12 protein-coding genes and 1 other RNA gene are annotated in these 14,290 nt (G+C 32.5%); 12 read left to right on the top strand and 1 reads right to left on the bottom strand.

Going from position 1 to position 14,290, the window contains the following annotated elements; all coding sequences use genetic code 11:
• Positions 1-144: 144 nt before the first annotated feature.
• From IDG66_RS09910 to ssrA, 6 genes are all read left to right on the top strand, one after another.
• A complete protein-coding gene (locus IDG66_RS09910; protein ID WP_000785252.1) occupies positions 145-603 on the top strand; it encodes a hypothetical protein in 459 nt (152 codons plus the stop codon).
• A 66-nt stretch (positions 604-669) separates the two neighbouring features.
• Complete coding sequence (gene secG / locus IDG66_RS09905) at positions 670-903, top strand: preprotein translocase subunit SecG (RefSeq protein WP_000556760.1); 234 nt, start codon at positions 670-672, stop codon at positions 901-903.
• Positions 904-1,018: 115 nt separating this feature from the next.
• On the top strand, positions 1,019-1,759 hold the full coding sequence (locus IDG66_RS09900; RefSeq protein WP_001165958.1) for an alpha/beta hydrolase: 741 nt from the start codon (positions 1,019-1,021) through the stop codon (positions 1,757-1,759).
• A 33-nt stretch (positions 1,760-1,792) separates the two neighbouring features.
• A complete protein-coding gene (gene rnr / locus IDG66_RS09895) occupies positions 1,793-4,165 on the top strand; it encodes a ribonuclease R (protein WP_001050053.1) in 2,373 nt (790 codons plus the stop codon).
• Positions 4,166-4,186: 21 nt separating this feature from the next.
• Positions 4,187-4,651: an SsrA-binding protein SmpB gene (gene smpB / locus IDG66_RS09890; RefSeq protein WP_001085185.1), complete on the top strand. Its 465-nt coding sequence runs from the start codon at positions 4,187-4,189 to the stop codon at positions 4,649-4,651.
• Positions 4,652-4,741: 90 nt separating this feature from the next.
• Positions 4,742-5,103, top strand: a transfer-messenger RNA (tmRNA) gene (gene ssrA, locus IDG66_RS09885).
• Positions 5,104-5,515: 412 nt separating this feature from the next.
• Here ssrA and IDG66_RS09880 read toward each other — a convergent pair.
• Positions 5,516-6,244, bottom strand: coding sequence for a DUF5067 domain-containing protein (locus IDG66_RS09880; protein WP_000757407.1), 729 nt, complete (start codon positions 6,242-6,244; stop codon positions 5,516-5,518).
• A 434-nt stretch (positions 6,245-6,678) separates the two neighbouring features.
• Here IDG66_RS09880 and IDG66_RS09875 point away from each other — a divergent pair, with 434 nt between their 5' ends.
• From IDG66_RS09875 to emp, 6 genes are all read left to right on the top strand, one after another.
• Positions 6,679-6,834, top strand: a complete 156-nt coding sequence (locus IDG66_RS09875) for a hypothetical protein (RefSeq protein WP_001790158.1) — start codon at positions 6,679-6,681, stop codon at positions 6,832-6,834.
• 7 nt (positions 6,835-6,841) lie between these two features.
• Positions 6,842-7,363 (top strand): hypothetical protein, encoded by a 522-nt coding sequence (locus IDG66_RS09870; protein WP_000608181.1) that lies wholly within the window; start codon positions 6,842-6,844, stop codon positions 7,361-7,363.
• Between the two features lie 138 nt (positions 7,364-7,501).
• Positions 7,502-8,032, top strand: coding sequence for a GNAT family N-acetyltransferase (locus tag IDG66_RS09865; protein ID WP_001167166.1), 531 nt, complete (start codon positions 7,502-7,504; stop codon positions 8,030-8,032).
• A 262-nt stretch (positions 8,033-8,294) separates the two neighbouring features.
• Entirely contained in the window at positions 8,295-11,135 is a 2,841-nt protein-coding gene (clfA, locus tag IDG66_RS09860; protein ID WP_103143693.1) for an MSCRAMM family adhesin clumping factor ClfA, read from the top strand.
• Positions 11,136-11,355: 220 nt separating this feature from the next.
• On the top strand, positions 11,356-12,882 hold the full coding sequence (gene vwb / locus IDG66_RS09855) for a von Willebrand factor binding protein Vwb (RefSeq protein WP_000791730.1): 1,527 nt from the start codon (positions 11,356-11,358) through the stop codon (positions 12,880-12,882).
• Between the two features lie 350 nt (positions 12,883-13,232).
• Positions 13,233-14,255, top strand: coding sequence for an extracellular matrix protein-binding adhesin Emp (gene emp / locus IDG66_RS09850; RefSeq protein ID WP_000728062.1), 1,023 nt, complete (start codon positions 13,233-13,235; stop codon positions 14,253-14,255).
• Positions 14,256-14,290 lie beyond the last annotated feature (35 nt).

Here is a 14,290-nt window from a genome sequence, read left to right as displayed (position 1 = left end):
GATTTGTATAAGAGACAGTTCTTAAACTGGTATAATAAATTTATGTTGAAATGAATATTGTATGACAGGGTATTCACTTTTATTAAAAGGTAAAATTAAATAAAGGTTTTATAGAACGTATTTAAATATATGAGGAGTAAACAAATGGCTGATAGAACGAATAAAGAAATTAAAACAGGACGCTTTATTGCAACTGCATCAATCGTATTCTCAATATTATTGATTATTCATTACTTTGTTTCGTTGGATAATGCGACTGCCAAAGCATTACTTAATTTAACGAATCAAAACACTTCAGATAAAGCGATTGATTACATTTTAAACAGCTTTAGATTCACTGGTATTATGTATATTTTGGCTTATCTAGCAGGCTTCATCACTTTTTGGAATCGACATACTTATGTGTGGTGGTTTATGTTTGCAGTTTATGTATCAAATAGTTTGTTTACGTTGATTAATTTATCAATCACAATTCAAGCAATAAAAGCTGCACACGGTGCGTACTTAACATTGCCAATTTTAATCGTTATTATAGGTTCGGTTGCATTAGCGATTTATATGCTTGTTGTTTCTATCAAACGTAAAAGTACATTTAATCGCTAGAAAATTGATTTTAACAATAAAAATATGATATACTACTTGTCGTATATAAGGAACGGAGGACAATTTATGCATACATTTTTAATCGTATTATTAATCATTGATTGTATTGCATTAATAACTGTTGTACTACTCCAAGAAGGTAAAAGCAGTGGACTTTCAGGTGCCATCAGTGGTGGTGCTGAGCAGTTATTCGGTAAACAAAAACAACGTGGCGTCGATTTATTCTTAAATAGATTAACAATTATTTTATCAATATTATTTTTTGTACTTATGATTTGCATAAGTTATCTTGGTATGTAAGGTCCGGCGATGTAAATGTCGGGCTTTTTTATTTATAATTAAGAATGTAATAGTTTAACAATAAGCTATGTAAAATATATAGCCTAGTTAAGTATGCAAAGGGAGCGTTAGATTTATGCAGATAAAATTACCAAAACCTTTCTTTTTTGAAGAAGGCAAACGTGCCGTGTTATTATTACATGGATTTACAGGCAATTCGTCTGATGTACGTCAATTAGGTCGATTTTTACAAAAAAAGGGATATACTTCGTATGCACCACAATATGAAGGTCACGCGGCACCACCAGAGGAAATACTGAAATCTAGTCCTTTCGTTTGGTTTAAAGATGCGTTAGATGGTTATGATTATCTTGTTGAACAAGGTTATGATGAAATTGTTGTTGCTGGTCTATCATTAGGTGGGGATTTTGCTTTAAAATTAAGCTTAAATAGAGATGTAAAGGGTATTGTAACGATGTGTGCACCAATGGGTGGCAAAACTGAAGGTGCCATTTATGAAGGCTTTTTAGAGTATGCACGTAATTTTAAAAAGTATGAAGGTAAAAATCAAGAGACTATTGATAATGAAATGGATCATTTTAAACCAACTGAAACTTTAAAAGAACTAAGTGAAGCATTAGATACGATTAAAGATCAAGTTGATGAGGTATTTGACCCAATTTTAGTGATTCAAGCAGAAAACGACAATATGATTGATCCACAATCCGCAAATTATATATATGACCATGTAGATTCTGATGACAAAGACATCAAGTGGTATAGTCAATCAGGACATGTTATTACGATTGATAAAGAAAAAGAACAAGTATTTGAAGATATTTATCAATTTTTAGAGTCATTAGACTGGTCAGAATAAAAAGAGATTTTAACATTAGAAAGGAGGGGCATAATGAATTTAAAGCAATCAATAGAAGAGATTATTAATCAACCTGAATATGAACCTATGTCAGTGTCAGATTTTCAAGATGCATTAGGTTTAAGTAGTGCCGACTCATTTAGAGATTTAATTAAGGTGCTCGTAGAATTAGAACAATCAGGATTAATTGAACGTACAAAAACAGACAGATATCAAAAAAAGCATAGTTCAAAAGGTCATTCAAAATTGATAAAGGGAACGTTAAGTCAAAATAAAAAAGGCTTTGCATTCTTAAGACCTGAAGATGAGGATATGGAAGATATATTTATTCCCCCAACAAAAATTAATCGTGCCTTAGATGGAGATACTGTAATTGTAGAAATACATCAATCTAAAGGTGAACATAAAGGTAAAATTGAAGGGGAAGTTAAGTCGATTGAGAAGCATTCAGTAACTCAAGTTGTTGGTACGTATAGTGAAGCTAGACATTTCGGATTTGTTATTCCAGATGATAAACGTATTATGCAAGATATTTTCATTCCTAAAGGACAAAGTTTAGGTGCAGTAGATGGGCATAAGGTACTTGTTCAAATTACTAAATATGCTGATGGTTCAGATAATCCAGAAGGACATATTTCTGCTATTTTAGGACATAAAAATGATCCTGGCGTAGATATTTTATCTATTATCTATCAACATGGCATAGAAATTGAATTTCCTGATGAAGTGTTACAAGAAGCTGAAGCAGTACCTGATCATATTGAAAATACTGAAATTAAAGGCCGTCATGATTTACGTGATGAATTGACAATCACAATTGATGGTGCTGATGCTAAAGACTTAGATGACGCAATTAGTGTTAAAAAGTTAGCGAACGGTAATACGCAATTAACTGTAAGTATTGCTGATGTCAGCTATTATGTAACAGAAGGTTCTGCATTGGATAAAGAGGCATATGATAGAGCGACAAGTGTATATCTTGTTGACCGTGTAATTCCAATGATTCCACATCGATTAAGTAATGGTATTTGTTCATTGAATCCTAATGTTGATCGTTTAACTCTAAGCTGTCGCATGGAAATCGATGCTAGTGGTCGCGTTGTTAAACATGAAATTTTTGATAGTGTTATACATTCTGATTATCGAATGACGTATGATGCGGTAAATCAGATTATTACTGAAAAGGATCCTAACATTCGCGAACAATATAAAGAAATTACGCCTATGTTAGATTTAGCACAAGATTTATCTAATCGTTTGATTCAAATGAGAAAACGACGTGGTGAAATCGATTTTGATATTAATGAAGCAAAAGTATTAGTTAACGAAGACGGTATACCAACAGATGTTCAATTAAGACAACGTGGCGAGGGTGAACGTCTAATTGAATCATTTATGTTAATTGCAAATGAAACAGTTGCTGAACATTTTAGTAAGTTAGATGTACCTTTTATTTACCGAGTGCATGAGCAACCTAAATCAGATCGCTTAAGACAATTCTTTGATTTTATTACAAACTTTGGCATCATGATTAAGGGTACTGGCGAAGATATTCATCCAACAACACTTCAAAAGGTTCAAGAAGAAGTAGAAGGTCGACCTGAACAAATGGTCATTTCAACAATGATGTTGCGTTCAATGCAACAAGCGCATTATGATGATGTGAACTTGGGACATTTTGGCTTATCAGCTGAATATTATACGCATTTTACATCACCAATTAGACGTTATCCTGATTTAACAGTTCATCGTTTAATCCGTAAGTATTTAATTGAGAAATCAATGGATAACAAAGAAGTGAAGCGTTGGGAAGACAAATTGCCTGAGTTAGCTGAACATACTTCTAAACGTGAACGTCGTGCTATTGAGGCAGAACGTGATACTGATGAATTGAAAAAAGCAGAATATATGATTCAACATATTGGTGATGAATTTGAAGGTATTGTCAGCTCAGTAGCTAACTTCGGTATGTTCATTGAATTGCCAAATACGATAGAAGGTATGGTTCATATTGCGAATATGACTGATGATTATTACCGTTTTGAAGAGCGTCAAATGGCATTAATTGGTGAGCGTCAAGCTAAAGTATTTAGAATTGGTGACACAGTTAAGGTTAAAGTGACGCATGTTGATGTAGATGAACGATTAATTGATTTTCAAATTGTAGGTATGCCTTTACCGAAAAATGATCGATCACAGCGCCCAGCGCGAGGTAAGACAATTCAAGCCAAAACGCGTGGTAAATCATTAGATAAATCAAAATCTGATGATAAAGGACGTAAGAAAAAGGGTAGTCAACGTAAAGGTAAAAATGAACGCAAAAATGACAAATCAGGAAATAGTAAACATAAGCCATTTTATAAAGATAAAAGTGTGAAAAAGAAAGCACGTCGTAAGAAAAAATAAGCAGCAATGAGGTGAGTATGAATGGCTAAGAAGAAATCACCAGGTACATTAGCGGAAAATCGTAAAGCAAGACATGATTATAATATTGAAGACACGATTGAAGCGGGAATCGTATTACAAGGTACAGAAATAAAATCGATTCGCCGAGGTAGTGCTAACCTTAAAGATAGTTACGCGCAAGTTAAAAACGGTGAAATGTATTTGAATAATATGCATATAGCACCATACGAAGAAGGGAATCGTTTTAATCACGATCCTCTTCGTTCTCGAAAATTATTATTGCATAAACGTGAAATCATTAAATTGGGTGATCAAACACGTGAAATTGGTTATTCGATTGTGCCATTAAAGCTTTATTTGAAGCATGGGCATTGTAAAGTATTACTTGGTGTCGCACGAGGTAAGAAAAAATATGATAAACGTCAAGCTTTGAAAGAAAAAGCAGTCAAACGAGATGTTGCGCGCGATATGAAAGCCCGTTATTAAGCGATTTAGTTGCTTAATCGGGCTATATTTGATATAGTTATATGTGCTTTTGTAAATTACAAAAGTATGATTTGTTTGATTTATTATTTCGGGGACGTTCATGGATTCGACAGGGGTCCCCCGAGCTCATTAAGCGTGTCGGAGGGTTGTCTTCGTCATCAACACACACAGTTTATAATAACTGGCAAATCAAACAATAATTTCGCAGTAGCTGCCTAATCGCACTCTGCATCGCCTAACAGCATTTCCTATATGCTGTTAACGCGATTCAACCTTAATAGGATATGCTAAACACTGCCGTTTGAAGTCTGTTTAGAAGAAACTTAATCAAGCTAGCATCATGTTGGTTGTTTATCACTTTTCATGATGCGAAACCTTTCGATAAACTACACACGTAGAAAGATGTGTATCAGGACCTCTGGACGCGGGTTCAAATCCCGCCGTCTCCATATTTGTAGCCTACAACCTTTGTGGATGTGGGCTTTTTTATATGTTTTTTATCTATTCTTGTGAGGAAGGTTAAATTAGCTGTGTACGTTGATATGATAGTATTTGCTTAGGTTCAAATTTTCATGAATGAAAAATTAATACTTGTGTACATATAAGATTTTGCGTTAAGGGTTGAAAGAATATGTGTCAAATAAGTGTCAAAAAAGTTGAGCTTAGAGTTTTAATATTGTTCATAAAAAAATTCTTTATATAAGATAATTCTTCATTCAAAACAACAAAAAAGAGTAGGCGAGCTACTCTTTTTTGTTGTATTTAACAATTAAATTAGTGTGTCATTATGAGTGTAGGTAAGCTAATTTATAATGACAATAATAATTACAAAGATTATAACGCTGTATGCGAGCATTCATAAATTTATACTTCATCTAAACTACTGTGGTCGTCATCTTTTTGCTTTTCTTTTTCTTTCTCTCGTTCTTGTTCTTTTTTGTACTCTTCTTCAAATTCTTTTTCTTTCTTTTCTACTTCTTCTCTTGTTTCCGCTCTATGAGAAAAATCCTCGGTTTTAAGTTTACTAAATTTGAATGATTTAGAATCAACTGTTTTATCTTCTGAGTATTTATGGACATTTAAATTAATATTTCCATCACCTCTTAACTCATAGATAAACATGGCTTGTGCAGTTTTGCCTTTTTTAATTTGATCTTGGTTATGTTCTGTCCAATCTTTATATTTTTTATCACTTAAAAGATAACCATCTCTTAATTTATTTACTGTATTTTTATCATCTTGAGTGATATTAATATAGTCATGAGAAATAGAAGATGGATTTAAGTCTTTATCGTCTTTTTTAGCAGTAATTTCCATTTTAAAAGCGATATATTTCTTTTTCTCATCTTTTTCATTGATGATAAACGGTTCTTTTATTTTAGCTTCAAATTTGTCACTAACAATAGTATCGCCTTTAATTTTTATATCCATATTTTTTTTGCTTTTAAATTCTTTAAGTTCTTCATTTAATTCTTCATTGTCATTTTCTTTCTTTTTGTGACTAGTGCTCTCTTTTTTTGCACTATCTTGATGATGTCCACAAGCACCTAAGATAAGTGTACTTGCTAATAATATCCCCATTACTTTTTTCATTTAACATGTCTCCTTTATTTCGCAAAAATTTATTTTAAAAACTCTAAATGACTTATCATTTTGAGTAATTAAACAAAGTTGATATTTTGTGAGATTCTAAGATGATATTAAATAATTCTTGTAATAATGATCCTATGTATTGTTGCAATAAATTAATGAAACTATAATTACTAATATTATATTACTTTTATTGATAGAAATATATTACTTTTTTAAAAAACTTGTAATATATCGAAAGATTTAAATGTAAAATTTTGATTTGTTAAGAAATTACGTTTGTAAAAATAAAAAAATCAACTTATTTGTATGAGATAAATATGTATTGAAGAAGAAGTGTTATTAATTTGGAAAATACTGGTCAAAGATGGGAGCTCTCAAAAGCGTTATTGTATTTTTTAGTCAATACAAATAGATTGCCGTAATAATAATCGTACTTGATGGTTAAAAAATTACTTAAGGCTATAAAGCAAAACTTTTTATATGAGCAGTCGAATATAACGTTTAAAATGATTGTTTTTGGATATAAACGATTAAGTAAAATGCTTTTTCAGTTTGAAATTAATCATATAAATTTCTTATGGGAAGGTTGATATCTTAATGATTAATATTATTTCAGCTATAGGATCTATTGGAACATTTATTATGGCTTTATTTTATTTTGTATCAGTTTCAGTTCAACTTTATCAAATGAAAATTAGCTTTCTGCCAGCTTTAGGTTTTAACCAAATTTTATTAGAAAGGGAGGAGGATCAACTTAATATAATGAATTCGGCAACAGAAGAGCATCATCATAAAGATTATATTAAACTATATAATTTAGGTGGCGGTGCTGCTAAAAAAATTGCAATAGAGGTTTTATTGGGTAATGATAAAGTCATTCAGAAAAAATACGTGAATATTTTACCTAGTAAAGAAGGGTACATGTTACCAATTAATAAAAATGTGTACGAAGAATTAGAAAGAACGATTGAGAACAATGGTTATGAAGCTGATTTGAATGTACGTATGACTTATTATCATAATGTAAGTCGCAAACAACAGGAAGTTATATTAAAAGGTCAAATCGACTGTTTTAATACTTATAATAATAAAGAAATTTATGATTTGCAGTTTATCTAAAAATTGATTTAAGAGGGTAGTTGTTTATTGCGAAAAATATCATTCAATTTTAATGAAATAATGGCGTCATTACTATAAAATATTACTTTATGTTGTAATGCATTTTTCTATAAGATAGAACTAAAAGGAGGGGCAAAGATGCAAATTAGACAAATACATCAACATGACTTTGCTCAAGTTGACCAGTTAATTAGAACGGCATTTGAAAATAGTGAACATGGTTATGGTAATGAATCAGAACTAGTAGACCAAATTCGTCTAAGTGATACGTATGACAATAACTTAGAATTAGTAGCTGTTCTTCAAAATGAAGTTGTAGGGCACGGTTTACTAAGTGAAGTTTATCTTGATAACGAGGCACAACGGGAAATTGGATTAGTGTTAGCACCTGTATCTGTTGATATTCATCATCAAAATAAAGGTATTGGGAAGCGATTGATTCAAGCATTAGAACGAGAAGCAATATTAAAAGGATATAATTTTATCAGTGTATTAGGATGGCCGACGTATTATGCCAATCTAGGATATCAACGCGCAAGTATGTACGACATTTATCCACCATATGATGGTATACCAGACGAAGCGTTTTTAATTAAAGAATTAAAAGTGAACAGTTTAGCGGGAAAAACAGGTACCATAAATTACACATCTGCTTTTGAAAAAATATGATTTCAAGCTAGGATTACATTAGGTAGAGTTCATATTAATAATAAAAAATGTTTGCAATGAAATCGTGCATTGTCGTTTGCAATTTTTAAAATAGCAATAAATAAAATGTTTGTTAGTAAAGTATTATTGTGGATAATAAAATATCGATACAAATTAATTGCTATAATGCGATTTTAGTGTATAATTCCATTAACAGAGATTAAATATATCTTTAAAGGGTATATAGTTAATATAAAATGACTTTTTAAAAAGAGGGAATAAAATGAATATGAAGAAAAAAGAAAAACACGCAATTCGGAAAAAATCGATTGGCGTGGCTTCAGTGCTTGTAGGTACGTTAATCGGTTTTGGACTACTCAGCAGTAAAGAAGCAGATGCAAGTGAAAATAGTGTTACGCAATCTGATAGCGCAAGTAACGAAAGCAAAAGTAATGATTCAAGTAGCGTTAGTGCTGCACCTAAAACAGACGACACAAACGTGAGTGATACTAAAACATCGTCAAACACTAATAATGGCGAAACGAGTGTGGCGCAAAATCCAGCACAACAGGAAACGACACAATCAGCATTAACAAATGCAACTACGGAAGAAACTCCGGTAACTGGTGAAGCTACTACGGCAACGAATCAAGCTAATACACCGGCAACAACTCAATCAAGCAATACAAATGCGGAGGAATTAGTGAATCAAACAAGTAATGAAACGACTTCTAATGATACTAATACAGTATCATCTGTAAATTCACCTCAAAATTCTACAAATGCGGAAAATGTTTCAACAACGCAAGATACTTCAACTGAAGCAACACCTTCAAACAATGAATCAGCTCCACAGAGTACAGATGCAAGTAATAAAGATGTAGTTAATCAAGCGGTTAATACAAGTGCGCCTAGAATGAGAGCATTTAGTTTATCGGCAGTAGCTGCAGATGCACCGGCAGCTGGCAAAGATATTACGAATCAGTTGACGAATGTGACAGTTGGTATTGACTCTGGAGATACAGTTTATCCGCACCAAGCAGGCTATGTCAAACTGAATTATGGTTTTTCAGTGCCTAATTCTGCTGTTAAAGGTGACACATTCAAAATAACTGTACCTAAAGAATTAAACTTAAATGGTGTAACTTCAACTGCTAAAGTGCCTCCAATTATGGCCGGAGATCAAGTATTGGCAAATGGTGTAATCGATAGTGATGGTAATGTTATTTATACATTTACAGACTATGTTGATACTAAAGAAAATGTAACAGCTAATATTACTATGCCAGCTTATATTGACCCTGAAAATGTTACAAAGACAGGTAATGTAACATTGACAACTGGCATAGGTAGTACAACAGCAAACAAAACAGTATTAGTAGATTATGAAAAATATGGTAAGTTTTATAACTTATCTATTAAAGGTACAATTGACCAAATCGATAAAACAAATAATACGTATCGTCAGACAATTTATGTCAATCCAAGTGGAGATAATGTTATTGCGCCGGTTTTAACAGGTAATTTAAAACCAAATACGGATAGTAATGCATTAATAGATCAGCAAAATACAAGTATTAAAGTATATAAAGTAGATAATGCAGCTGATTTATCTGAAAGTTACTTTGTGAATCCAGAAAACTTTGAGGATGTCACTAATAGTGTGAATATTACATTCCCAAATCCAAATCAATATAAAGTAGAGTTTAATACGCCTGATGATCAAATTACAACACCGTATATTGTAGTTGTTAATGGTCATATTGATCCGAATAGCAAAGGTGATTTAGCTTTACGTTCAACTTTATATGGATATGACTCAAGGTTTGTATGGAGATCTATGTCATGGGACAACGAAGTAGCATTTAATAACGGATCAGGTTCTGGTGACGGTATCGATAAACCAGTTGTTCCTGAACAACCTGATGAGCCTGGTGAAATTGAACCAATTCCAGAGGATTCAGATTCTGACCCAGGTTCAGATTCTGGCAGCGATTCTAATTCAGATAGCGGTTCAGATTCGGGTAGTGATTCTACATCAGATAGTGGTTCAGATTCAGCGAGTGATTCAGATTCAGCGAGTGATTCAGATTCCGACAGTGATTCCGACTCAGCGAGTGATTCAGATTCAGCAAGCGATTCAGATTCAGCGAGCGATTCAGATTCAGCGAGTGATTCAGATTCAGCGAGTGATTCAGATTCAGCAAGCGATTCCGACTCAGACAATGACTCGGATTCAGATAGCGATTCTGACTCAGACAGTGACTCAGATTCCGATAGCGATTCTGACTCAGACAGTGACTCAGATTCAGATAGCGATTCAGATTCAGATAGCGATTCAGATTCCGACAGTGATTCCGACTCAGACAGCGATTCTGACTCCGACAGTGATTCCGACTCAGACAGCGATTCAGATTCCGACAGTGATTCCGACTCAGATAGCGATTCCGACTCAGATAGCGACTCAGATTCAGACAGCGATTCAGATTCAGACAGCGATTCAGATTCAGATAGCGATTCAGATTCCAACAGTGACTCAGATTCCGACAGTGACTCGGATTCAGATAGCGATTCAGATTCCGACAGTGACTCAGATTCCGACAGTGACTCAGACTCAGACAGTGATTCGGATTCAGCGAGTGATTCGGATTCAGATAGTGATTCCGACTCCGACAGTGACTCGGATTCAGATAGCGACTCAGACTCGGATAGCGACTCGGATTCAGATAGCGATTCGGACTCAGATAGCGATTCAGAATCAGACAGCGATTCAGAATCAGACAGCGATTCAGATTCAGACAGCGACTCAGATTCAGATAGTGACTCGGATTCAGCGAGTGATTCAGACTCAGGTAGTGACTCCGATTCATCAAGTGATTCCGACTCAGAAAGTGATTCAAATAGCGATTCCGAGTCAGGTTCTAACAATAATGTAGTTCCGCCTAATTCACCTAAAAATGGTACTAATGCTTCTAATAAAAATGAGGCTAAAGATAGTAAAGAACCATTACCAGATACAGGTTCTGAAGATGAAGCAAATACGTCACTAATTTGGGGATTATTAGCATCAATAGGTTCATTACTACTTTTCAGAAGAAAAAAAGAAAATAAAGATAAGAAATAAGTAATAATGATATTAAATTAATCATATGATTCATGAAGAAGCCACCTTAAAAGGTGGCTTTTTTACTTGGATTTTCCAAATATATTGTTTGAATATAATTAATAATTAATTCATCAACAGTTAATTATTTTAAAAAGGTAGATGTTATATAATTTGGCTTGGCGAAAAAATAGGGTGTAAGGTAGGTTGTTAATTAGGGAAAATTAAGGAGAAAATACAGTTGAAAAATAAATTGCTAGTTTTATCATTGGGAGCATTATGTGTATCACAAATTTGGGAAAGTAATCGTGCGAGTGCAGTGGTTTCTGGGGAGAAGAATCCATATGTATCTGAGTCGTTGAAACTGACTAATAATAAAAATAAATCTAGAACAGTAGAAGAGTATAAGAAAAGCTTGGATGATTTAATATGGTCCTTTCCAAACTTAGATAATGAAAGATTTGATAATCCTGAATATAAAGAAGCTATGAAAAAATATCAACAGAGATTTATGGCTGAAGATGAGGCTTTGAAGAAATTTTTTAGTGAAGAGAAAAAAATAAAAAATGGAAATACTGATAATTTAGATTATCTAGGATTATCTCATGAAAGATATGAAAGTGTATTTAATACTTTGAAAAAACAAAGTGAGGAGTTCTTAAAAGAAATTGAAGATATAAAAAAAGATAACCCTGAATTGAAAGACTTTAATGAAGAGGAGCAATTAAAGTGCGACTTAGAATTAAACAAATTAGAAAATCAGATATTAATGTTAGGTAAAACATTTTATCAAAACTATAGAGATGATGTTGAAAGTTTATATAGTAAGTTAGATTTAATTATGGGATATAAAGATGAAGAAAGAGCAAATAAAAAAGCAGTTAACAAAAGGATGTTAGAAAATAAAAAAGAAGACTTAGAAACCATAATTGATGAATTTTTTAGTGATATAGATAAAACAAGACCTAATAATATTCCTGTTTTAGAAGATGAAAAACAAGAAGAGAAAAATCATAAAAATATGGCTCAATTAAAATCTGACACTGAAGCAGCAAAAAGTGATGAATCAAAAAGAAGCAAGAGAAGTAAAAGAAGTTTAAATACTCAAAATCACAAACCTGCATCTCAAGAAGTTTCTGAACAACAAAAAGCTGAATATGATAAAAGAGCAGAAGAAAGAAAAGCGAGATTTTTGGATAATCAAAAAATTAAGAAAACACCTGTAGTGTCATTAGAATATGATTTTGAGCATAAACAACGTATTGACAACGAAAACGACAAGAAACTTGTGGTTTCTGCACCAACAAAGAAACCAACATCACCGACTACATATACTGAAACAACGACACAGGTACCAATGCCTACAGTTGAGCGTCAAACTCAGCAACAAATTATTTATAATGCACCAAAACAATTGGCTGGATTAAATGGTGAAAGTCATGATTTCACAACAACGCATCAATCACCAACAACTTCAAATCACACGCATAATAATGTTGTTGAATTTGAAGAAACGTCTGCTTTACCTGGTAGAAAATCAGGATCACTGGTTGGTATAAGTCAAATTGATTCTTCTCATCTAACTGAACGTGAGAAGCGTGTAATTAAGCGTGAACACGTTAGAGAAGCTCAAAAGTTAGTTGATAATTATAAAGATACACATAGTTATAAAGACCGATTAAATGCACAACAAAAAGTAAATACTTTAAGTGAAGGTCATCAAAAACGTTTTAATAAACAAATCAATAAAGTATATAATGGCAAATAATTAATGCATGGCTGCAAAGCAAATAATGAGTTTGTCGTAAAAATAACAACATTTTAAACTAGCAATAAATAATATCAAAGTCATCATTTCAATGATGCAATCTAGTATAGTCCACATTCTAAACAGGTGTGGACTATTACTTTTTTCACTTTATATTACGAAAAAATTATTATGCTTAACTATCAATATCAATAATTAATTTTAAGCTGAAAAACAATAAAAATGTTAAGACAACGTTTACTTCAAGTTAATTATTATACTGAAAATTCTGGTATATAATGCTGTTAGTGAATATAACAGGGAAATTATATTGGTTATAATATTGAGTCTATATAAAGGAGAAATAACAGATGAAAAAGAAATTATTAGTTTTAACTATGAGCACGCTATTTGCTACACAAATTATGAATTCAAATCACGCTAAAGCATCAGTGACAGAGAGTGTTGACAAAAAATTTGTAGTTCCAGAATCAGGAATTAATAAAATTATTCCAACTTACAATGAATTTAAAAAAGCACCAAAAGTAAATGTTGGTAATTTAGCTGACAATAAAAACTTTGTAGCTTCTGAAGATAAATTGAATAAGATTGTAGATTCATCGGCAGCTAGTAAAATTGTAGATAAAAACTTTGCCGTACCAGAGTCAAAGTTAGGAAACATTGTACCAGAGTACAAAGAAATCAATAATCGCGTGAATGTAGCAACAAACAATCCAGCTTCACAACAAGTTGATAAGCATTTTGTTGCTAAAGGCCCAGAAGTAAATAGATTTATTACGCAAAACAAAGTAAACCACCACTTCATTACTACGCAAACCCACTACAAGAAAGTTATTACTTCATACAAATCAACACATGTACATAAACATGTAAATCATGCAAAGGATTCTATTAATAAACACTTTATTGTTAAACCATCAGAATCGCCTAGATATACACATCCATCTCAATCTTTAATTATCAAGCATCATTTTGCAGTTCCTGGATATCACGCGCATAAATTTGTTACACCAGGGCATGCTAGCATTAAAATTAATCACTTTTGTGTTGTGCCACAAATAAATAGTTTCAAGGTAATTCCACCATATGGTCACAATTCACATCGTATGCATGTACCAAGTTTCCAAAATAACACAACAGCAACACATCAAAATGCTAAAGTAAATAAAGCATATGACTATAAATACTTCTATTCTTATAAAGTAGTTAAAGGTGTGAAGAAATATTTCTCATTTTCACAATCAAATGGTTATAAAATTGGGAAACCATCATTAAATATCAAAAATGTAAATTATCAATATGCTGTTCCAAGTTATAGCCCTACACACTACGTTCCTGAATTTAAGGGTAGCTTACCAGCACCACGAGTATAAAAATTGGCACTAAGTTTACGAGATATGATAAATAC

Source organism: Staphylococcus sp. EG-SA-18 (genome assembly GCF_017151825.1).
In the GTDB taxonomy this organism is placed as follows: Bacteria; Bacillota; Bacilli; order Staphylococcales; family Staphylococcaceae; genus Staphylococcus; species Staphylococcus aureus.
The sequence above is the reverse complement of the archived record's forward strand: the minus strand, read 5'-3'. Positions and strand labels throughout refer to the sequence as shown.

Bases quoted from the DNA above. Each gene is read 5' to 3' on its own strand.
- IDG66_RS09910 (WP_000785252.1), top strand. From the start codon at position 145: ATGGCTGATAGAACGAATAAAGAAATTAAAACAGGACGCTTTATTGCA.
- secG (WP_000556760.1), top strand. From the start codon at position 670: ATGCATACATTTTTAATCGTATTATTAATCATTGATTGTATTGCATTA.
- IDG66_RS09900 (WP_001165958.1), top strand. From the start codon at position 1,019: ATGCAGATAAAATTACCAAAACCTTTCTTTTTTGAAGAAGGCAAACGT.
- rnr (WP_001050053.1), top strand. From the start codon at position 1,793: ATGAATTTAAAGCAATCAATAGAAGAGATTATTAATCAACCTGAATAT.
- smpB (WP_001085185.1), top strand. From the start codon at position 4,187: ATGGCTAAGAAGAAATCACCAGGTACATTAGCGGAAAATCGTAAAGCA.
- IDG66_RS09880 (WP_000757407.1), bottom strand. From the start codon at position 6,244: ATGAAAAAAGTAATGGGGATATTATTAGCAAGTACACTTATCTTAGGT.
- IDG66_RS09870 (WP_000608181.1), top strand. From the start codon at position 6,842: ATGATTAATATTATTTCAGCTATAGGATCTATTGGAACATTTATTATG.
- IDG66_RS09865 (WP_001167166.1), top strand. From the start codon at position 7,502: ATGCAAATTAGACAAATACATCAACATGACTTTGCTCAAGTTGACCAG.
- clfA (WP_103143693.1), top strand. From the start codon at position 8,295: ATGAATATGAAGAAAAAAGAAAAACACGCAATTCGGAAAAAATCGATT.
- emp (WP_000728062.1), top strand. From the start codon at position 13,233: ATGAAAAAGAAATTATTAGTTTTAACTATGAGCACGCTATTTGCTACA.